The following is a 20,838-nucleotide window of genomic DNA, read 5'->3' as shown; positions in this document are numbered from 1 at the left end:
TGCGGCTGAGGTGGGGGCGGCTCAGCGGGGACAGCGGTCGCCGGCACAGCGGCCGAAGTCCAGGAAGCGGCGCTTGGTGAGCAGCACTCGTCCTCCTCGTCTCGGCCTGCGGGCTGCGCGGGTGGCTGGACTGTACACCTGATGTTCGGACATCTGCTCGACTGTCTCGAACTGTGGTTCCTCGAGGTCATGTACGGTGACGGACACCCACAGGAGCAGTAGGAGTGTCCTCTTATGTCCCAGGAAGTGCGGCCCATGTCCGAGGAATTGCGTGCCGTCCACTGGACCGGAACCAGCCTTGCGCTGATCGACCAGACCGTGCTCCCGCACCGCACCGAGACCAGGGACGTCTGTGATGTGGACACCCTGGTGGACGCGATCCAGCGGCTCGTCGTGCGCGGCGCGCCCGCGATCGGCGCCGCGGGGGCCTACGGCGTCGCGCTCGCGCTGCTCCAGGGCGAGCGGGAGGGCTGGTCGGCCGACGAGATACGCGCGGCCGTGGCCCGCGTCCGCGAGGCCCGGCCCACCGCGGTCAACCTCATGGTGTGCGTGGACCGTGTCATGACCCGCTTCGACGAGGGCCTCGACGCGGTGCTGGAAGAGGCTGCCGCCGTCCAGCGCGAGGACGTCGAGGCCAACCGCGCCATGGGCGCGTACGGCGCCGACTGGCTGCTCGAACGCGTCGATGCTGACCGGCCGTTGCGCATCCTCACCCACTGCAACACCGGCGCGCTCGCCACGGCCGGCTGGGGCACGGCACTCGGCGTCATCCGTGAACTGCACGCGCGTGGCCGCCTGGAGGTCGTGTACGCCGACGAGACGCGCCCGCTGCTCCAGGGATCCCGCCTGACCGCCTGGGAGTTGGTCCAGGAGGGCATCGCGCACTACGTCCAGGCCGACGGCGCCGCGGCCGGCACCATCCTGCGCGGCGAGGTCGACGCGGCGATCGTCGGCGCCGACCGCATCGCCGCGAACGGCGACACCGCGAACAAGGTCGGCACCGTGGGGGTCGCCCTGGCCTGCGCGGACGCCGGGATCCCGTTCCTGGTGGCGGCGCCCACGACGACCGTCGACCTGGCCACGAAGACCGGCGACGACATCCACATCGAACTCCGGGGCGAGGACGAGGTGCTGGAGTGGGGCGGCGTACGGACGGCTCCGGCCGGGTCGCGCGGCCACAATCCGGCGTTCGACGTCACGCCGGGACGCCTGGTGACGGGACTGGTCACCGAGCGCGGGGTGCTGGAGGTGTCGGCGGGGGAGCTGCCGGGGGAGCGGCTGCGCTGAGGTCCGCCGACCGCTGAGGTCCCCGGACTTCGGCTCCGGCCTATACTCCGGATCCATGTCCGATGCTGCTGCTGCGACCTCCCCGGATGCCGACCTGGTCGGCGCCTTGAAGGCGCTGGCCAATCCGGTGCGGCTGCAGCTGCTGTGGTGGCTGCGTGAGCCCCAGCGGCACTTCTCGCAGTACGAGGCGATCGCGGACCCGGCCGAGGTGGGGGTCTGTGTGAGCCACATCCAGGCCAAGGCCGGGCTGGCCCAGTCGACGGTGTCGGCGTACATGGCCGAGTTGCAGCGGGCGGGCCTGGTGCGGGCGACGCGGGTGGGCAAGTGGACCCACTACAAGCGGGACGAGGCGCGTATCGCCGAGCTGGTCGCCCAACTGGCGCAGACGCTCTAGAGGTTGGATCCCTTCGAAGGCGGCAATCGCCTTGCGTTTCATATCGAGAATCTGCGATATTTCGATGCATGGAGAATCCAGGCACGGACCTCGGTACGAATGTCGGCACGGACCTCGGCATGAATCTCGGCACGGACCTCGGCACGTTCGGCGTGTACACCTTCGACTTCGAGCACCAGCCGGCCGCGCAGGTACGCGACTCGGTACAGGAGTTGGAACAGCAAGGATGGCGGGCGGTTTGGTTCCCCGAGGTGGGCGGGCGTGAGGCGCTCACCCAGGCCGCCTATCTGCTCTCCTGCACCGAACGGCTGCAGGTGGTCAACGGCATCGCACGGATCGGGTCGCGCGGGGCGGCGGCGACGCACGCCGCGAGTGCCCTGCTGGCCGACGCCTACCCGGGACGGCATGTGCTCGGCCTGGGATTCGGCGGCGCACGACCGGGCGTCAAGCCCCTGGCGGCGGTGGCCGAGTACGTCGACGAACTGGACGCGCTCGCGAAGGAGTCACCCAACCCCGCGCCACAGATCCCGGTACGCCGCGTCCTGGCCGCGTACGGTCCCAAGATGATCGCCCTGGCCCGGGACCGTGCCGCCGGCGCGCACACCTACCACGTCAACACGGCCCACACCGCCCAGGCCAGGGAGATCCTCGGCCCCGACGCCTTCCTGGGCGTCGAGCACGCGGTGCTCCTGGAGCCGGATGCCGACAAGGCCCGCGCGACGGCGCGCGAGCACCTGAAGACCTACCTCAACACCCCTTACAACATCGCCAAGTTCCGCCGCCTCGGCTACTCGGACGAGGAGATCGCGCACGGCGGCAGCGACCGCATCGTGGACGACCTCGTGTTCTGGGGCGACGTGGACACGGTGGTCGACAGGCTCCGCGCCCACGTCACAGCGGGTGCCGACCACGTCGCCGTGCAAGTGATCGGCACCGAACCGGGCGGCACCGCGATGCCGCACTGGCGGCGACTGGGCGAGGCGCTGCTGCCCCAGACGGCGTCCTGACCGCCGTACACCTGCCGGCGCCGCACGTGGGCGCGGCGCCGCCCGGTCACCGCTGGGCGAGCTCCAACTCCAGCAGCCACTCCACCACTTCGGTGTGGTGGCGGGCCTGGCGCGGGCTGTCGCCCCAGACGTAGAGGCCGTGTCCGGCCACGACCACCGCGGGCATACGGGGGTCGCGTGCGGCCTCCAGACGGTCGCCGAGGACCAGCATGTCCTGGCTGTTGGCGATGACCGGCAGGGTCACCTCGACGTCGTGGGCGGGCTGGCCGACGCCCTTGAGCATCTCCAGGTCCTTGAAGACGATGCCGCCGGGCTCGCGGCGGCCCATCGCCACGGAGGCGACCGTGTGGACGTGGACCACGGCCCCGGCGCCGGTCAGCGCGGCCACGCGCGCGTGCAGTTCGGCCTCGGCGGACGGCTTGCCGCCGTGCACCGCGGCGCCCTGTCCGTCGACCAGGACCACGTCCGCGGGCGTCAGTTCGCCCTTGTCGTGGCCGCTGGCCGTGACCGCGAGCCGTAGCGGGTCGCGGGTGAGCACGACGGACAGGTTGCCGGAGGTGCCCCGCATCCAGCCGAAGGAGGCGAACCGGGCGGACTCGGCGGCCAGGACCGCGCCCGCCTCCTCAAGGTCGAGTTGGCTGATCTCGGCGGTCACGTGCTGCTCCCGGAAGTGGTGATGGTGATCTCGTCGAACGTCCCCGCCTGCGCGTGGTCGCCGACACCCTGCTCGTAGTACGGCTCCCCGGGCCGCCGGACGCCGACCGTCCGCCAGCCCGCCGCGCGGGCCGCGTCCAGCTCACCGGGGCGGTCGGAGAGGAAGAGGAGGCCGGCCGGCTCGATGCCGGTCGACTCCGCGATACGGCGGTACGACGCCGGCTCCTGCTTGGGGCCCGCGTTCTCGGTGTCGTACAGACCGCAGACCAGCGACGTCAGGTCGCCCTCCGGGCTGTTCGTGAACCACGCCCGCTGGGCGGCCACCGAACCCGACGAGTAGACGTACAGCCGTACGCCGGCCGCGTGCCACGCGCGCAGCCGCGGTACGACGTCGTCGTAGAAGTGCGACACGAGGTCACCGCGGGCGAAGCCCTCGGACCAGATGATGCCCTGGAGGGTCTTCAGCGGGGTGGCCTTGCGGTCCTCGTCCAGCCAGGTGTTGAGGGCCTTCTCGATCGCTACGGCGTCGGCGTCCGGGTCGCCCGTCAGCTCCCGCACCTGCGCGACCGCCCGCGCCACCTCGGGGTCGTCGCCGCGCTCGGCGAGCAGCGCCCCGAACCGTGAGCGCGAGTACGGGTACAGCACGTCGACGACGAACCCGGTGGCGCTCGTGGTGCCCTCGATGTCGAGCACCACGGCGGCCAGGCCGTCCACGCCGTCCACGCCGAACCGGAGATCCCGCACGGTCACGCCGCGGCCTTGTCGGCGTCGTATCCGGCCGCGATCGTGTCGTAGTCCGGGAAGCGGCCGGCAATGGCGGAACCGGTGAAGTTGCCGATCCAGCCGTCCTCCTCGTGGAAGAAGCGGATCGCGGTGAAGGACGGCTTCGTGCCCATGTCGAACCAGTGCGTGGTGCCGCGCGGCACGCCCAGCAGGTCGCCCTTCTCGCAGAAGACGGCGTGCACCTCGCCGTTCACGTGGAGGTAGAAGATGCCGGAGCCGGAGACGAAGAAGCGGACCTCGTCATCGTCGTCGTGCGTGTGCTCCTGGAGGAACTTCGCGCGCGCGGCCTTCGCCTTCGCCGGGAACTCCGGGTCGTCGCTGGGGTGCAGACCCAGCACGTCGACGGTGGTGAAGCCCTCCTCGGCGTTGGGCCGGTCGATCTCGGGGCCGTACGCCGCGAACACGGTGTCGCTGTCGGCGTCGAACGGGACGTCCTCGCGGATCGGCCACTGCTCGTAGCGCACACCCAGCGGCTTCAGGGCCGCGGCGATCTCGACGGGGTCCGAGGTGCGGCGGACCAGGGTCTCCGGTCCGGACTCGGGCCAGGTCGTCAGCAGGGTCATGAGTGCAACTCCTGGAACTGGAAGGGAAGTCCGGGTACCGAGACAAGCACCCGGAGGGGGCGGTGAGGAAGGGGGCGCAGCGGTGCGGAAGCTGGTCAGCGCTCGTCAGCCGCGACACATCGCGCCGGGACAGCACCGCATGCAGGGCATACGCATCACTGTCGCGCGGGGAGTCGTCATCAGGGCCTCACTGTGCCGGTTCGGGTGCCGGTCCCGTGATCGTAACTCCGGCGGGAGCCCGCAGTGGTGGCAACCGGGTGTGACGTAGTCGTTGTCTCACGTGCTGAGAAACCGCTTCCATTGCTTTGACGGGTGGCTGAAATCGTTCCCATGATCTCCGTATGAAGACGCTGCTGCTCGTGCGGCGGCTGTACGTGGACTTGCTCCGGTCGACCACAGCCAGCTGTCGCTGACCTCATCCGGAGCTCCCTCGCGCCCGCGTTTCGCGGGCCGCCGCACTCGCCTCAGCCTCGCAGCGGCCGGTGGTAGCCGCACAACGGCCGGTGGCTCGTTCGTGCCCCCAGCTCCGGGCCGAGCAACTCCCCACCCTTTCCTCGCACCTGGAGCTCCGTCATGTCCCGTGTCCGTCTGCCCCTTGCCGCACTCTCCCTCGCGTCCGTCTCCGTCCTGCTCCTCGCGGGCTGCTCGCAGTCCACGGACGCGTCCAAGACCTCCGGCAACACCGCCGCCTCGGCCGCGGCCGCCACCGGCGCGAAGCCCGCCCCCTTCAGCGAGGGCACCGTCAAGGTGGCCCTCGTCCGGCAGAGCGGCGCCGGCGACTACTTCGAGCAGTGGGGCAACGGCGCCAAGGCGCAGGCCAAGGCCCTCGGCATCGACCTGACCGTGTACGACGCCCAGGCCGACAACGCCAAGCAGGCCACCGACCTGTCCTCGGCCATCAACTCCGGCGCGCAGGCCATCATCGTCGACCACGGCTTTCCGGCCACCATCCAGCCGGAGATCGACAAGGCCGTGAAGAAGGGCATCAAGGTCGTCGTCTACGACGTCGAGACCTCCACCAAGGGCGTCGTCAGCACCAAGCAGAACGACGCGAGCATGGCCCAGGCCGTCCTCGACGTGATGGCCAAGGAGGTCGGCAAGGACGCCAAGGTCGGTTACGTCAACGTCGCCGGCTACGCCGCCCTGGACAAGCGGAACACCGTCTGGGCGAGCGAGGTAGCTGCGCAAGGCTGGAAGCAGCAGTTCAAGGTCGGCAAGGTGACCGACTCCACGGCGACGGACAACGTGCCGTTGGTGTCCGCCGCCCTCACCCAGCACTCCGATGTCACCGGCATCTTCGCCCCGTACGACGAACTCGCCAAGGGCACCGTCCTCGCCGTCCAGAACAAGAAGCTGCAGGACAAGGTGAAGGTCTTCGGCGCGGATGTCTCCAATGCCGACATACAGAACATGACCGCCGACGGCAGCCCCTGGGTCGCCACCGCGGGCACCGACCCGTCCGCCGTCGGCGCCGCCGTCGTCCGTACGACCGCCCTGGAGCTGGCCGGACAGCTGAACAGGACCTCGGTGGAGTTCCCGGCCGTCGCCATCACCCAGGACTTCCTGCGCGAGAAGAAGATCGAGAACATGGACCAGCTGCGGCAGGCGCTGCCCGCGCTGAACCTGGCGCAGGTCTCGACCGCCGACTGGATCTCCAATGTCGCCCACTGAGGTTCCTGCCGTCTCTCTGACCGACGTCAGCATGGCCTTCGGCGGCAGGACGGTGCTCGCCTCCGTCACCCTCGACATCGCCCCGGGCAGCGTGGTCGCGCTGCTCGGCGCGAACGGCGCCGGCAAGTCCACGCTCATCAAGATCCTGTCGGGTGTGCACACGGACCACGGGGGAGCGGTGCGGGTCGCCGGGGAGCCCGCGGCACTCCACTCCCCGCTGGCCGCACGCCAGTTGGGTGTCCAGACGGTGCACCAGCGCATCGGCGAGGGCATCGTGCCGGGCCTCTCGGTCGCGGAGAACCTGGTCTTCGAGGAGCTGGCGCAGGCGCGCGGCAACCCGCTCCTGAGCGGCGGCCGGCTGCTGGCGCGCGCCCGCGAGATCCAGGCGGGCCTGGGCCTCGACTGGAGCGACGCCCTCCTCAGGAAGGACGTCACCGAACTGGGCGTGTCCGACCGCCAGTTGCTCATCCTCGCCCGCGCCCTCGCGACCCGCCCCCGCCTGCTGATCCTCGACGAGCCGACCTCGGCCCTGTCCGCCGCCGAGGCCGAACGCCTCTTCGCGCTCGTCGAGAAGATGCGCGACGACGGCATCGCGGTCCTCTACGTCTCCCACCGCCTCGGCGAGATCGACACGCTCGCCGCCCGCCTGGTCGTCCTGCGGGACGGCCGTCTCACCGAGGACCAGGCCAAGCCCTTCGACTGGGACAGCGCCCTGCGCGCGATGCTGGCCCAGGCGCAGGAGGCGACGACGGCCCGCCCGGTCCGGGACGGGGCGGGCGGGAATGTGGTGCTGTCGTTGCGCGGTGTACGGCTCTTCGAGGGCCGAACACCCCTGGACCTCGACCTCCGCACCGGTGAAGTCACCGGTGTGGTGGGCCTGTTGGGCGCGGGCAAGACCGAACTGGCCCGCGGCCTGTTCGGTGCCGAGCCCTTCGCGACGGGCACGGTCGAACTCGACGGCAAGCGGTACGAGCCCCGCCGCCCCTCCGACGCCATCCGGGCCGGCGTCCACCTGGTCCCCGAGGACCGGCACGCCGACGCGCTCGTCCCCGGCTGGTCGCTGGCCCAGAACATCTCGCTGCCGTTCTTGAAGTCGCTCTCCCGGGCCGGCCTCGTCCAGCGCTCGAAGGAGGACGCCCTCGGCCGCGACACCATCGAGGCCCTCGGCGTGGTCGCCCGCGACGAGCACAGCACCGTCGAGGAACTGTCCGGCGGCAACCAGCAGAAGGTCGTCGTCGGCCGCTGGCTCGCCCGCAGCCCACGCGTCCTCATCCTGGACGAACCCTTCCGGGGCGTGGACATCGGTGCCCGCCGTGACATCGGCCGCCGCGCCAGGGCGCTGGCCGCCGAGGGGGCCGCCGTGCTCGTCCTGTCCGCCGACGTCGACGAGGTGCTGGAGGTCGCCGACCGGGTCGTCGTGCTGGCCGCCGGCGAGGTCCACCTCGACGCGTACGGCGAGGACGCGGAACGCGACCGCGTGATCCAGACGATCTCGGCGTGCGTCTGATGCCGCCCGCCCGTCGTACGCCTCGCATGCCGCGCAAGCCTTGTACGCCGCGCAAGCCTCGTACGCCTCGTACGCCCGAAGGAAGCAGCACCCCATGACCACCCAGCAGAGCACCGAGGTCCCGGTGAAGGCGGCGATACCGCCCGGCACCACCACGGCCGTACGCGTCCAGAACGCCGTCATCAAGTACGGCTTCATCTTCGTCACGGTCGCGCTGTTCCTGTACTTCGCGCTGAGCGAGGGCTCCTTCCGCGAGTCGGCGACCCTCCTCGACACCCTCCGGTACGTCTCCGTCGCCGCCATCCTCGGCCTCGGGGTCACCCTCACCATGGCCGTCGGCGGAATGGACATGTCCGTCGGCGCGGTCGCCGGCCTGGGTGTCTCGGTCGCCGCCCAGACGATGGTCGTCCACAACCAGATCGGCGCGGTCGCGATCGTCGCGGTGCTGGCGGCAGGCGCGCTCGCGGGCCTGCTCAACGCGCTCCTGATCGTCGTACTGAAGATCCCGGACATGCTCGCCACCCTCGGCACGATGTTCGTGATCCAGGGCAGCAAGCTCATCCTGGTCGACGGCCAGTCCATCACCCCTGGCATGACGCTGGACGACGGCACCACGGCCCCCGGCAGGTTCACCGATGGCTTCCTGCGCATCGACCGCGGCACGCTCCTCGGCATCCCGATCTCGGTCCTGATCTTCGGCGCGCTGACCATCGGCGCCTGGGTCTTCCTCGCCCGCACCCGCTGGGGCCGCGTCCTGTACGCCATCGGCGCCAACCCCGAGGCCTCCCGCCTGGCCGGCATCCGCGTCGGCGCGTACCGGTCCCTCGCCTACGTCCTGTCCGGCGTGCTCGCCTCGATCGGCGGCCTGATCCTGGCCTCCCGCATCGGCCAGGGCGACGTGTCGGCGGGCACCTCGCAGCTGCTGGAGGCGGTCGCGGTGGCCCTCGTCGGCACCTCCGTCCTGGGCCGCGGCCGCCCCAACGTCTGGGGCACGGCCCTCGGCGCCGTCCTGATCGGCATCATCACCACCGGCCTGACCATCAAGGGCCTGCCTTACTACACCCAGGACGTCGTCGAGGGCGCGGTCCTCATCCTCGCCCTGGTCTTCAGCTTCACCCTGTCCAAGCGCCGTACCGCATAAGGAAGTTCGAGGAGTTACCGCGATGGGCTACCGCATCCTGGAGACCGACGACATCCCCGGCTACCTGCGCGAGCGCGGCCACTGGACTGAGGGGACCGACATCCGTGTGCGCGAGGTGTCGGACGGCAACATGAACCGCGTCTTCCTCGCCTCCTCCGGCGACGGCACCCGCAGCCTCGCCGTCAAGCAGGCCCTGCCCTGGGTGCGGGTCGCCGGTCCCTCCTGGCCGATGAACCCCGACCGCGCCGACGCCGAGGCCCGTGCGTACGACCAGGTGGCGAAGGTCGCCCCCGACAAGATCCCGGCGATCCACGGCTACGACCCCGAGAACTACGCCCTCGTCATGGAGGACATGTCGGACCTGGAGGTCCTGCGCACCCGCCTGAACGTGGGCGAGCCGTACGGCCCGCACACCTCCGCCCGCATCGGCGAGTTCGTGGCCCAGCTCTCCTTCGCGACCAGCGACTTCGGCATGCCGTCCGCCGAACGCAAGGCCCTGATCGCGACCTCGGTGAGCCCGGAGCTGTGCGAGATCACCGAGGACGTGGTCCTCTCCGAGCCGTACATCGAGCACGAGCACAACCACTGGCACGAGGGGCTGGACGACCTGGCGGCGGCGTTCCGCGCCGACGGCAGGCTGCGCACCGAGGTCGCCGACCTCCGCCACACCTTCATGACCAGCGCCCAGGCCCTCCTCCACGGTGACCTGCACACGGGCAGCGTCATGGTCGGCGAGCGCGAAGGCACGCACGTGGTACGGGTCTTCGACCCCGAGTTCTCCTTCGTGGGCCCCGTCGGATACGACCTGGGCCTGTACTGGGCGAACGTCCTGGTGGCACAGGAGCGGGCGCGGGCGCTCGGCACGCTGTCCGACCACGGCGGTCAACTCCGCCTCTCCTGGGATGCCTTCGAAGCGGAGTTCCGCCGGCTGTGGGCGACGCGCATCGACACCTTCTTCGACGACGCCTACCTCGACCGCTTCCTGCGCCGGGTGTGGACCGAGTCCCTCGGCTACGCCGGCACGGAAATCGTCCGCCGCATCATCGGTTTCGCCCATCTGACGGACCTGACGACCCTGCCGGACCCGGTACCCGCGTCCCGGCGGGCCCTGCTGCTGGGGCGTGAACTGATCGTGCGCCGCGCGGAACTGCCGGACGTCGACGCCGTACGGGCGGCCGTGGAGTCGCTGACCTGAGCGCACGTCAGGTGTGTGCCGGGCACGGACAGCGGGGCATGCGAAAGGGGCGGCTCCGTCGGCATGGAGCCGCCCCTTCCGTGGCCGGCCCCGGTGCGGAGGGGGCCGCCCTCGTGCGGTCCGGCCCGGTCAGGGCAGTGGCCGGACCCGGCGCCGGGGGAGGCTCATCCGGCGAAACCCTCCCCTAGGGCCTGGCTGACAAATTCCCGCCTGCCCCGCGGGGCCCGCCCTCCGGGCGGACGACGGGAATTTGACAGCCAGGCCCTGGCGCCTGCGAGGCTCACTTCTTGTCGAGCAGGTCCTGGACCTTCGCGCGGACGTCGTCCGTGGCCAGGCCCCGGATCGTCAGCGTCGTACGGCGGCGCAGGACGTCGTCCTGCGTCTCGGCCCACTCGTTGTCGCGGGCGTAGACGACCTGGGCCCAGATCTCCGGGGCATCCGGGTGGACGCGCTCGCTCAGCTCCGGGTTCTCGTTCGCGATGCGGGCGATGTCGAAGGCCAGCGAGCCGTAGTGCGTGGCCAGGTGCTTGGCGGTGTCGGCGGCCATGCGCGGGCCGGGCGCCGGGCGGTCGGTCAGCAGACGGTGGGCGACCGCGCGGGGGTTGGCGATACCCGGCAGCGGCAGCTTCTTCGGCAGCGCGGAGATCGGCTCGAAGTCGTCGCCCAGCGGGTGGCCCGGCAGCGCCTGAAGCTTCTGCATGACCGTACGGCCGATGTGCCGGAAGGTGGTCCACTTGCCGCCCGCGACGGACAGCATGCCGCCCTTGCCCTCGGTCACGACCGTCTCGCGCTTGGCCTTCGCCGTGTCACCGGGGCCGCCCGGCAGCACGCGCAGCCCCGCGAAGGCGTACGTGATGAGGTCGCGGTCCAGCTGCTGGTCCCGGATGGAGAACGCGGCCTCGTCCAGGATCTGGGCTATGTCCTTGTCGTTGACCGCGACGTCGGCCGGGTCGCCCTCGAACTCCTCGTCCGTGGTGCCCAGCAGGAGCATGTCCTCCCAGGGCAGGGCGAAGGTGATGCGGTACTTGTCGATCGGGGTCGCGAGCGCCGCCTTCCACGGCGACGTCCGCTTCAGGACCAGATGCGCGCCCTTCGACAGGCGGATCGACGGCGCGGCATTCGGGTCCTCCATCTTGCGCAGGTGGTCCACCCAGGGGCCGGTCGCGTTGAGCACCAGGCGGGCGCTCACACCGAACTCGTCGCCGGAGAGGCGGTCGCGCAGCTCCGCGCCCGTCACCCGGCCCTTGGTGAACCGCAGGCCGGTGACCTCGGCGTGGTTCAGCACCACGGCACCCGCCTCGACGGCCCCGCGGACCGTCATCAGCGCCATGCGCGCGTCGTTCATCTGGTCGTCGCCGTACACGGCCACGGCCTTGAGGTTGTCGGTGCGCAGCTCGGGCACGTCCTGCGCGGCCTTGGCCGGGGAGAGCAGGTGGCCCACTCCGTCACCGAACGCGGAGAGCGCGGAGTAGGCGAAGACGCCCGCCCCGAGCTTCGCAGCGCCGTGCGGCCCGCCCTTGTACACGGGGAGGTAGAACGTGAGCGGGTTCGCCAGGTGCGGTGCCACCTGGCGGGAGACCGCACGGCGCTCGAAGTGGTTCTCCGCCACCAGCTTCACCGCGCCGGTCTGCAGGTAGCGCAGACCGCCGTGGAGCAGCTTGGAGGAGGCGGACGAGGTGGCGCCGGCGAAGTCGCCGGCGTCGACCAGAGCCACCCGCAGGCCGGACTGCGCGGCGTGCCAGGCAGTGGAGATGCCCAGGATGCCGCCGCCGATCACGAGAAGGTCGTACGACGCCTTGGCGAGTTGCTCCCGGGTCTCGGCGCGGCTCGGGTTGGAGCCGGAGGCCGGGCGCGTACCGAGGGCAGGCACGGACTGCAGGGTGGACTGACTGGTCATTTCGGGTTCTTACTCCTCGTCAGAGCTCGTGTGAGAGCCTGTGTCGGCTCTCGTCAGCTCTCGTCGTCCTCGAGCCAGCCCATGGTCCGCTCGACGGCCTTGAGCCAGTTCTTGTACTCACGGTCGCGGGTCTCCGCGTCCATGCGGGGGGTCCACTCGGCGGCCCGGCGCCAGTTGGCGCGCAGGTCGTCGGTGTTGTTCCAGAAGCCGACGGCGAGACCGGCGGCGTAGGCGGCACCGAGGCAGGTGGTCTCGGCGACCATCGGGCGCACCACCGGCGCGTCCAGGACGTCGGAGAGCGTCTGCATCAGCAGGTTGTTGGCGGTCATGCCGCCGTCGACCTTGAGCGCCACCAGCTCGTCGCCGGAGTCCTTGACCATGGCGTCGGCGATCTCCCGCGTCTGCCAGGCGGTGGCCTCCAGAACGGCGCGCGCGAGGTGCGCCTTGGTGACGTACCGGGTCAGGCCGGCGATCACACCGCGGGCGTCGGAGCGCCAGTGCGGGGCGAACAGGCCGGAGAAGGCCGGCACGAAGTAGGCGCCGCCGTTGTCCTCGACCGAGAGCGCGAGCGTCTCGATCTCGGCGGCGGTGGAGATCAGGCCCATCTGGTCGCGCATCCACTGCACCAGGGAGCCGGTGACGGCGATCGAGCCCTCCAGGGCGTAGACCGTCGGCTGTTCGCCGATCTTGTAGCCGACCGTGGTCAGCAGACCCGCGTACGAGTTGATGATCTTCTCACCGGTGTTCATCACCATGAAGGTGCCGGTGCCGTACGTCGACTTGACCTCGCCCTCGGCGAAACAGGTCTGGCCGAACAGGGCCGCCTGCTGGTCGCCGAGCGCGGAGGCGACCGGGATGCCGCCGAGCAGGTCGCCCAGCTTGCCGCCGGTGATCTCGCCGTAGACCTCCGCGGAGGAGCGGATCTCGGGCAGGATCTGCAGGGGCACGCCGATCGACTCGGCGATCTTGTCGTCCCACTCCATGGTGTGGAGGTTCATCAGCATGGTGCGGGACGCGTTGGTGACGTCGGTGACGTGCTTGCCGCCGTTGACACCGCCGGTCAGGTTCCAGATGACCCAGGTGTCCATGGTGCCGAAGAGGATGTCGCCGGCCTCGGCGCGCTCCTTGAGGCCCTCGACGTTGTCCAGCAGCCAGCGGGCCTTGGGACCGGCGAAGTAGGAGGCGAGGGGAAGGCCGGTCTCACGGCGGAAGCGGTCCTGGCCGACATTGCGGCCGAGCTCCTTGCAGAGCGCGTCGGTGCGGGTGTCCTGCCAGACGATGGCGTTGTGGACGGGCTCACCGGTGTTCTTGTCCCACAGCACGGTGGTCTCGCGCTGGTTGGTGATGCCGATGGCCTTGATGTCGTCGCGGGTGATGCCGGCCTTCTGGACGGCTCCGGCGACGACCTCCTGGACGTTGGTCCAGATCTCGTTGGCGTTGTGCTCGACCCAGCCCGGCTTCGGGAAGATCTGCTCGTGCTCCTTCTGGTCGACGGAGACGATACGGCCGTCGCGGTCGAAGACGATGCAGCGGGACGAGGTGGTGCCCTGGTCGATGGCGGCGATGAAGGGGCCGGCGGTGTGGGCGTCGGTCACTGTTAGCTCCTGGAAGTTCCGTGGTTATGGGGCTTTACGTACGGCGCGCGCTGAGAGTTTCGGTGCTCCTCACCCGAACGGGTGAAGCTCGGTGCTCCTAAGCGAAGGCGACGTTGTAGATGCCTGCCGCGATGGCGCCGCCGATGAGCGGGCCGACCACCGGGATCCAGGCGTAGCCCCAGTCGGAACCGCCCTTGTTGGGCAGGGGGAGAAGGGCGTGGACAATGCGCGGACCGAGGTCACGGGCCGGGTTGATCGCGTAACCGGTCGGGCCGCCGAGCGACAGGCCGATGGAGACGACCACGAGCGCGGTGATCAGGGCGCCCAGGGTGCCCAGGCCCTTGCCGCTGTCGTTCAGGCCCTGGGTCAGGACCGCGAGCACCAGCACGACGGTGCCGATGATCTCCGTGAGGAGGTTCTGCACCGCGTTCCGGATCTCGGGACCGGTGGAGAAGATGCCCAGGACCGGGCCGGCGCCCTTCTCCTGTGCCTCGACGGCCTTGGCCGTGGTGGCCTGCGCGCCCGGACCGCCGACGATCTCCTTGTCGGTGAGGTGGGCGTGGAACTGGCCGTAGTAGGCGACCCAGACCAGGGCCGCACCGATCATGGCGCCGAGCAGCTGTCCGGCGAAGTACGTCGGAACGTTGCTCCAGTCGTTGTCCTTGATCGCGAGTGCGACGGTCACGGCCGGGTTCAGGTGGGCGCCGGACAGCGGCGCCGAGGTGTAGACCGCCGTGAGTACTGCGAAGCCCCACCCGAAGGTGATGGCGAGCCAGCCGGCGTTACGGGCCTTGGAGGCCTTCAGCGTGACAGCGGCGCAGACGCCGCCGCCGAGCAGGATGAGTATGGCGGTACCGATGGTCTCGCCGATGAAGATGTCGGAGCTGGACACCCGCGACTCCTTTGTCCTTCGTCCAGGGGAAGCCGAACCCCGGGTCCCACCGGTGGTTCGCGTTGCCCTCGGGGGTGAGGGCGATGCCGGCCCTTGGCGTTGTCACACTCTAGCGCGTATTGCCGGTAGGTGTTCGACAATGCCGACCGATGGACGGGAGTCTTGCTCCGGCGTCAGCCGTGCGTCAAGGGTCCTGTTATCGAATGCTCGATCGTTATCGGTTGTGTTGATTTATCGACACTGTCGGGTCGGACGCGTACTGCCACGTGGAGGACACGGTGCGTGCCGTCCGGGTGATTTGTTCGATGGTGTCCGGCTATGCCGAAGAACGGAACGCCCCATGACGTCCCGTTTGTTGATTCCTGTTCCGTGCGGTGCTCAGAACCGCCCGGCGCCCAGATCCCGCGACACCGCGCGGGCGCAGTCCCGTACCGCCGCGATCAGCTCGGGACGCAGCTCGCCGTCCCGGCACAGCCGCTCCACGGCGCCCGTGATGCCGACCGAGCCGACCGGCATGCGGCGCCGGTCGTGGATGGCGGCGGCGACGGACGCGACGCCCTCCCAGGTCTCCTCGACATCGGCCGCGTATCCACGCGCGCGTGTCATGTCGAGGATGTGCTCGAAGCCGTCCAGCTCGCACACGGTCCGGTCCGTGAAGGCCTTGCGGTCGGCCTCGATCACCTCGCTGTGCGCGACCGGGTCGTACGCCGACAGGACCTTGCCCAGGGCCGTGGAGTGCAGGGGCTGCATGGCCCCGATCTCCAGCACTTGCCTGCTGTCGTCGGGCCGGAAGACGTGGTGGACGATCAGCACGCCCTGCTGGTGCAGCACGCCCAGGTAGACGCTCTCCCCGCTGGAGCGGGCCAGGTCGTCCGTCCACACCAGGGCGCGTGCCCGCAGCTCGTGCACGTCCAGATAGGTGGTGCCCAGGCGCAGCAGCTCGGCGCCCAGCTGGTAGCGCCCGGAGGCGTCGTCCTGCTCGACGAAGCCCTCCTGCTGGAGGGTGCGCAGAATCCCGTGGGCGGTGCCCTTGGCGAGGCCCAGGGAGGAGGCGATGTCCGACAGGCCGAGCCGCCGCTCGCCACCTGCGAGGAGCCGCAGCATCGCGGCCGCCCGCTCGAGCGACTGGATGTTCCGTGCCATCGCCGTACTGCCTCCGTCCCCTTCGAGCGTCGACCATGCGACGTCGCTGCCGCTGTTCGGCAATGTCGAACACTACTAGTCGATGCCGACCTCCCGCTAATGGTCGGTCGGCATCCGTCCCCTTCTGTTGCGTCACCCGTATCCGGGAGTCGGCCCTGCCGTCATCCTCGTCCCGCCCCGTGGACTCCCTGACCATTCGGCGGCGGTCCCGGCTACTCTGGCGGCGTGCGCCCCCTGCGGACGGACCCGTAGAGGGCGCAAAGCCGACAGCCGTCGCATTCCAGGGAGCCCTTTCATGGCCTCGTTGCCACCGACCCCTTCCGCCGACAGCCGGACCCGTGTGTCCGCCCTCCGTGAGGCGCTCGCCACCCGTGTGGTGGTCGCCGACGGAGCGATGGGCACCATGTTGCAGGCCCAGGACCCCACCCTCGAGGACTTCGAGAACCTCGAGGGCTGCAACGAGATCCTCAACATCACCCGGCCCGACATCGTCCGCTCCGTCCACGAGGCGTACTTCGAAGCGGGCGTGGACTGCGTCGAGACCAACACCTTCGGCGCCAACCACTCGGCCATGGCCGAGTACGACATCGCCGACCGGGTCTACGAGCTGTCCGAATCGGGCGCCCGTATCGCCCGCGAGACCGCCGACGCGTTCGGCGCCCGCGACGGCCGCCAGCGCTGGGTGCTCGGCTCGATCGGACCCGGCACGAAGCTGCCGACCCTCGGCCACATCGGCTACGGCACCCTGCGCGACGGCTTCCAGGCGAACGCCGAGGGCCTGCTCGCCGGCGGCGCGGACGCCCTGATCGTGGAGACCACCCAGGACCTCCTGCAGACGAAGTCGTCGATCCTGGGCGCCCGGCGCGCGATGGAGGCGACCGGCACCGTCGTGCCGCTGCTGGTCTCCATGGCCTTCGAGACGACCGGCACCATGCTGCTCGGCTCCGAGATCGGCGCCGCGCTGACCGCGCTGGAGCCCCTCGGCATCGACATGATCGGCCTGAACTGCTCGACCGGCCCCGCCGAGATGAGCGAGCACCTGCGCTACCTGGCCCGGCACTCGCGCACCCCGCTGCTGTGCATGCCGAACGCCGGTCTGCCGATCCTCACCAAGGACGGCGCCCACTTCCCGCTCGACCCCGAGGGCCTGGCCGACGCCCAGGAGACCTTCGTACGGGACTACGGGCTGAACCTCATCGGCGGCTGCTGCGGCACCACCCCCGAGCACCTGCGGCAACTCGTCGAGCGGGTCCGGGAAGCCACGCCCGTGGAGCGCCGGCCGCAGCCCGAGCCCGGTGCCGCCTCCCTCTACCAGACGGTGCCGTTCCGCCAGGACACCTCCTACCTGGCCATCGGTGAGCGCACCAACGCCAACGGCTCGAAGAAGTTCCGCGAGGCCATGCTGGCCGCCCGCTGGGACGACTGCGTGGAGATGGCCCGCGAGCAGATCCGCGAGGGTGCCCACATGCTGGACCTCTGCGTGGACTACGTCGGCCGCGACGGCGTCGCCGACATGGAGGAGCTGGCCGGCCGCTTCGCCACCGCCTCCACGCTGCCGATCGTGCTGGACTCCACCGAGGTCGACGTCATCCAGGCCGGCCTGGAGAAGCTCGGCGGCCGTGCGGTCATCAACTCCGTCAACTACGAGGACGGCGACGGCCCCGAGTCCCGTTTCGCCAAGGTCACCAAGCTGGCCCAGGAGCACGGCGCCGCCCTGATCGCGCTGACCATCGACGAGGTGGGGCAGGCCCGCACCCCCGAGAAGAAGGTCGAGATCGCCGAGCGGCTCATCGAGGACCTGACGACGAACTGGGGCATCCTCGAGTCGGACATCCTCATCGACACCCTGACCTTCACCATCTGCACCGGCCAGGAGGAGTCCCGGGGGGACGGCATCGCCACCATCGAGGCGATCCGCCAGCTCAAGCGCCGCCACCCGGACGTCCAGACCACCCTCGGCCTGTCCAACATCTCCTTCGGCCTCAATCCGGCCGCCCGCATCCTGCTCAACTCCGTCTTCCTCGACGAGTGCGTCAAGGCGGGCCTGGACTCGGCGATCGTCCACGCGTCGAAGATCCTGCCGATCGCCCGCTTCAACGAGGAAGAGGTGCAGACCGCCCTCGACCTGATCTACGACCGCCGCGCCGAGGGCTACGACCCGCTGCAGAAGCTGATGGCCCTGTTCGAGGGCGCCACCGCGAAGTCCCTCAAGGCCGGCAGGGCCGAGGAACTCGCCGCCCTCCCGCTGGAGGAGCGCCTCAAGCGCCGCATCATCGACGGCGAGCGCAACGGCCTGGAAGCCGACCTCGACGCGGCCCTCCTGGACCGCCCCGCCCTGGACATCGTCAACGAGATCCTCCTGGACGGCATGAAGGTCGTCGGTGAGCTGTTCGGCTCCGGCCAGATGCAGCTGCCCTTCGTGCTCCAGTCCGCCGAGGTGATGAAGGCCGCCGTCGCCTACCTCGAGCCGCACATGGAGAAGTCGGACGCCGACGGCAAGGGCACCATCGTGCTGGCCACGGTGCGCGGCGACGTGCACGACATCGGCAAGAACCTGGTGGACATCATCCTGTCCAACAACGGCTACAACGTGGTCAACCTGGGCATCAAGCAGCCCGTCTCGGCGATCCTGGAGGCCGCCGAGGAGCACCGGGCCGACGTCATCGGCATGTCCGGGCTGCTGGTGAAGTCCACGGTGATCATGAAGGAGAACCTGGAGGAGCTCAACCAGCGCGGCCTGGCGGCGAATTACCCGGTCATCCTCGGCGGCGCCGCCCTCACGCGCGCGTACGTCGAGCAGGACCTGCACGAGATCTACGAGGGCGAAGTCCGCTACGCCCGGGACGCGTTCGAGGGCCTGCGCCTGATGGACGCCCTGATCGGCGTCAAGCGGGGCGTGCCCGGCGCGAAGCTGCCCGAGCTCAAGCAGCGCCGGGTCAGGAGCACCGCCGCCGCGGCCGTACCGGAGGAGCGTCCCGAGGAAGGCCACGTCCGCTCCGACGTCGCCACCGACAACCCGCTGCCCGAGCCGCCGTTCTGGGGCACCCGCGTCATCAAGGGCATCCAGCTCAAGGAATACGCGTCCTGGCTCGACGAGGGCGCCCTCTTCAAGGGCCAGTGGGGCCTGAAGGAGGCCCGCACCGGAGACGGTCCCTCGTACCAGGAACTCGTCGAGACCGAGGGCCGCCCGCGGCTGCGCGGCCTGCTCGACAGGCTCCAGACGGACAACCTCCTCGAAGCCGCCGTGGTCTACGGCTACTTCCCGTGTGTCTCCAAGGACGACGACCTGATCCTCCTGGACGAGCACGGCAACGAACGCACCCGCTTCACCTTCCCGCGCCAGCGCCGCGGCCGCCGCCTGTGCCTGGCGGACTTCTTCCGCCCGCAGGAGTCGGGCGAGACGGACGTCGTGGGCCTCCAGGTGGTCACCGTGGGCTCGCGGATCGGCGAGGAGACGGCGCGGATGTTCGAGGCGAACGCCTACCGTGACTACCTCGAACTGCATGGCCTGTCCGTGCAGCTGGCCGAGGCGCTCGCCGAGTACTGGCACGCGCGCGTGCGCTCCGAGCTGGGCTTCGCCGGTGAGGACCCGGCCGACATCGAGGACATGTTCGCGCTGAAGTACCGGGGCGCCCGCTTCTCGCTGGGCTACGGCGCCTGCCCGAACCTGGAGGACCGGTCCAAGATCGCCGACCTGCTCCAGCCGGAGCGCATCGGCGTCCACCTGTCCGAGGAGTTCCAGCTGCACCCCGAGCAGTCCACGGACGCGATCGTCATCCACCACCCGGAGGCGAAGTACTTCAACGCCCGCTGAGACCGCTCCGCGCCGCGCGCGGGACCGCACGCCGCAGGCGCTTCGTGGCCTGGCCAGGGGGTGAATCCAAGGCTTTCCCCGCGCCCGTCGGTCAAACCAGGCGTTTCGGCCGCGGGAGTCGTACACTGGTCGGTCCACCGCAGGCCGGTCCCCTTCGTGGGGACCGGCCTGATCGCCCCTTCAAGGAGGTACGTGGATGACCAGCACGGTCCCCGCACCAGGAACCCGTACGGCCGAGGGCTCAGCCCTGCAGGCCGTGCTGCTCGACATGGACGGAACCCTGGTGGATACGGAGGGCTTCTGGTGGGACGTCGAGGTCGAGATCTTCGCCGGCCTCGGCCACACGCTCGACGACACCTGGCGCCATGTCGTGGTCGGCGGCCCCATGAGCCGCAGCGCCGGGTTCCTGATCGAGGCCACCGGCGCCGACATCACCCTCGCCGAGCTGACGGTGCTGCTCAACCAGGGCTTCGAGGACCGCATCGACCTCGCCCTGCCGCTGATGCCGGGTGCCGCCCGGCTGCTGGCCGAGCTCGCCGCGTTCGAGATCCCCACGGCTCTGGTCTCCGCCTCGCACCGGCGCATCATCGACCGGGTCCTCACCTCGCTCGGCCCCCAGCACTTCGCGCTGACCGTCGCCGGCGACGAGGTGCCGCGCACCAAGCCGTACCCGGACCCGTACCTGTTCGCTGCGGCCGGACTCGGCGTCGACCCGGCCAGATGCGCGGTCGTCGAGGACACGGCGACCGGCGTCGCCGCGGCCGAGGCCGCGGGCTGCCATGTGGTGGCCGTACCGTCCGTGGCACCGATCACCCCGGCCGCCCGGCGTACCGTGGTGAGCTCGCTCGAAGAGGTCGATCTGGCATTTCTGCGCGGGCTGATGGCGGCGTGACAACGGAAATGCGATCGACGTTCACGCAGCGTGCAACATCGATAGCGCGAGAATTCCGCAAGGAAATTCGAACGTGCCCGATGGCTGAATTCCAGCGCCCATCAAGACCGTTCAGTTTGTGACGTTCACCACGCGACAAGGGGTCGACGGGTGGGCGAGGCCGTGATCTCTGGCCTGTTTCGGTGACTCTACGCGAGTCCTTGTGTCCCAATTGATGGGATGGCGCACGAATCCTTCCGCTCTCAGGTTTTCGTTGCGTCCGCACCCGGTTCCACTCCGTGATGAGGCCTCAACTCCGGTGGCTTCGAACCCTCCTGCAGGTGCGGACTAATCTCGTCGCGAGAACATCGCCCCAACCCCCGTGGTCCGCCGCAACACCCCTGCATGCCGGGTACACGGAGTC

16 protein-coding genes are annotated in these 20,838 nt (G+C 70.1%); 9 read left to right on the top strand and 7 right to left on the bottom strand.

Annotated features, from left to right (window positions below; translation table 11 throughout):
- The first annotated feature begins 255 nt into the window (after positions 1–255).
- The 3 genes from mtnA (at position 256) to AB5J49_RS09730 (ending at position 2,688) form a co-directional block, all read left to right on the top strand.
- A complete protein-coding gene (mtnA, locus tag AB5J49_RS09740) occupies positions 256–1,287 on the top strand; it encodes an S-methyl-5-thioribose-1-phosphate isomerase (protein ID WP_369168130.1) in 1,032 nt (343 codons plus the stop codon).
- Between the two features lie 55 nt (positions 1,288–1,342).
- Positions 1,343–1,681, top strand: a complete 339-nt coding sequence (locus AB5J49_RS09735; RefSeq protein ID WP_369168129.1) for an ArsR/SmtB family transcription factor — start codon at positions 1,343–1,345, stop codon at positions 1,679–1,681.
- A gap of 68 nt (positions 1,682–1,749) precedes the next feature.
- The gene (locus AB5J49_RS09730) at positions 1,750–2,688 is read left to right on the top strand and encodes a TIGR03620 family F420-dependent LLM class oxidoreductase (RefSeq protein ID WP_369168128.1); all 939 of its coding nucleotides are present in this window, start codon (positions 1,750–1,752) and stop codon (positions 2,686–2,688) included.
- Between the two features lie 46 nt (positions 2,689–2,734).
- Here AB5J49_RS09730 and mtnB read toward each other — a convergent pair whose 3' ends face one another.
- The 3 genes from mtnB to AB5J49_RS09715 are packed head-to-tail and all read right to left on the bottom strand — an operon-like array spanning position 2,735 to position 4,688.
- Complete coding sequence (gene mtnB, locus AB5J49_RS09725; RefSeq protein ID WP_369168127.1) at positions 2,735–3,343, bottom strand: methylthioribulose 1-phosphate dehydratase; 609 nt, start codon at positions 3,341–3,343, stop codon at positions 2,735–2,737.
- The gene (gene mtnC / locus AB5J49_RS09720) at positions 3,340–4,092 is read right to left on the bottom strand and encodes an acireductone synthase (protein ID WP_369168126.1); all 753 of its coding nucleotides are present in this window, start codon (positions 4,090–4,092) and stop codon (positions 3,340–3,342) included. The genes mtnB and mtnC overlap by 4 nt, the downstream gene beginning before the upstream one ends.
- On the bottom strand, positions 4,089–4,688 hold the full coding sequence (locus AB5J49_RS09715) for an acireductone dioxygenase (RefSeq protein ID WP_369168125.1): 600 nt from the start codon (positions 4,686–4,688) through the stop codon (positions 4,089–4,091). The genes mtnC and AB5J49_RS09715 overlap by 4 nt, the downstream gene beginning before the upstream one ends.
- Positions 4,689–5,261: 573 nt before the next feature.
- Here AB5J49_RS09715 and AB5J49_RS09710 point away from each other — a divergent pair.
- From AB5J49_RS09710 to mtnK, 4 genes are all read left to right on the top strand, one after another.
- Complete coding sequence (locus tag AB5J49_RS09710) at positions 5,262–6,359, top strand: substrate-binding domain-containing protein (protein WP_369168124.1); 1,098 nt, start codon at positions 5,262–5,264, stop codon at positions 6,357–6,359.
- A complete protein-coding gene (locus AB5J49_RS09705; RefSeq protein ID WP_369168123.1) occupies positions 6,346–7,866 on the top strand; it encodes a sugar ABC transporter ATP-binding protein in 1,521 nt (506 codons plus the stop codon). Before AB5J49_RS09710 ends, AB5J49_RS09705 begins: the two co-directional genes overlap by 14 nt.
- Before the next feature lie 94 nt (positions 7,867–7,960).
- Positions 7,961–9,007, top strand: coding sequence for an ABC transporter permease (locus AB5J49_RS09700; RefSeq protein ID WP_369168122.1), 1,047 nt, complete (start codon positions 7,961–7,963; stop codon positions 9,005–9,007).
- A gap of 22 nt (positions 9,008–9,029) precedes the next feature.
- Positions 9,030–10,202, top strand: a complete 1,173-nt coding sequence (gene mtnK, locus AB5J49_RS09695; RefSeq protein ID WP_369168121.1) for an S-methyl-5-thioribose kinase — start codon at positions 9,030–9,032, stop codon at positions 10,200–10,202.
- Positions 10,203–10,482: 280 nt separating this feature from the next.
- On the opposite strand, the gene AB5J49_RS09690 is transcribed toward mtnK, so the two are convergent.
- From AB5J49_RS09690 to AB5J49_RS09675, 4 genes are all read right to left on the bottom strand, one after another.
- Entirely contained in the window at positions 10,483–12,099 is a 1,617-nt protein-coding gene (locus AB5J49_RS09690) for an FAD-dependent oxidoreductase (protein WP_369168120.1), read from the bottom strand.
- A 53-nt stretch (positions 12,100–12,152) separates the two neighbouring features.
- A complete protein-coding gene (gene glpK, locus AB5J49_RS09685; protein WP_369168119.1) occupies positions 12,153–13,694 on the bottom strand; it encodes a glycerol kinase GlpK in 1,542 nt (513 codons plus the stop codon).
- Positions 13,695–13,791: 97 nt separating this feature from the next.
- Positions 13,792–14,586 (bottom strand): MIP/aquaporin family protein, encoded by a 795-nt coding sequence (locus tag AB5J49_RS09680; protein WP_369168118.1) that lies wholly within the window; start codon positions 14,584–14,586, stop codon positions 13,792–13,794.
- 378 nt (positions 14,587–14,964) lie between these two features.
- Positions 14,965–15,729, bottom strand: coding sequence for an IclR family transcriptional regulator (locus AB5J49_RS09675; protein WP_369168117.1), 765 nt, complete (start codon positions 15,727–15,729; stop codon positions 14,965–14,967).
- Between the two features lie 295 nt (positions 15,730–16,024).
- On the opposite strand from AB5J49_RS09675, the gene metH reads away from it, so the two are divergent.
- Both metH and AB5J49_RS09665 read left to right on the top strand, forming a co-directional pair.
- Positions 16,025–19,543, top strand: coding sequence for a methionine synthase (metH, locus tag AB5J49_RS09670; protein WP_369168116.1), 3,519 nt, complete (start codon positions 16,025–16,027; stop codon positions 19,541–19,543).
- 196 nt (positions 19,544–19,739) lie between these two features.
- Positions 19,740–20,435, top strand: coding sequence for an HAD family hydrolase (locus tag AB5J49_RS09665; RefSeq protein ID WP_369168114.1), 696 nt, complete (start codon positions 19,740–19,742; stop codon positions 20,433–20,435).
- Positions 20,436–20,838 lie beyond the last annotated feature (403 nt).

This window comes from Streptomyces sp. R28, assembly GCF_041052385.1.
In the GTDB taxonomy this organism is placed as follows: Bacteria; Actinomycetota; Actinomycetes; order Streptomycetales; family Streptomycetaceae; genus Streptomyces.
This window is presented reverse-complemented; position numbering and strand designations above follow the sequence as displayed.